Annotated in this window: 1 pseudogene; it reads right to left on the reverse strand. The window is 74.2% G+C overall.

The window, feature by feature from the left end:
* Window positions 1–126: pseudogene (locus tag JHD73_RS29430) on the reverse strand (glycosyl transferase); the annotation flags it as partial.
* Window positions 127–302 lie beyond the last annotated feature (176 nt).

The raw sequence follows: 302 nt of genomic DNA on the forward strand, positions 1-302 counted from the left end.
CTCGAACGCGGGCACGTAGGTGCGGTGCGGCGGGCACTCGTTGTCGAAGAAGAATCCGTCGGCATCGGGCCACCCCATCTGGAAACGGCCACCGTGCAAGGACAGCGTCTGCGCTGCCGGTATAGCCCTGTCTCTTATACACATCTCCGAGCCCACGAGACATGGCGCCTGATCGCGTATGCCGTCTTCTGCTTGAAAAGAGGGGGGGGGGGGGGGGGGGGGGGGGGGGGGGGGGGGGGGGGGGGGGGGGGGGGGGGGGGGGGGGGGGGGGGGGGGGGGGGGGGGGGGGGGGGGGGGGGGGG

It is taken from the genome of Ralstonia sp. ASV6, from assembly GCF_016429285.1.
Lineage (GTDB): Bacteria > Pseudomonadota > Gammaproteobacteria > Burkholderiales > Burkholderiaceae > Ralstonia > Ralstonia flaminis.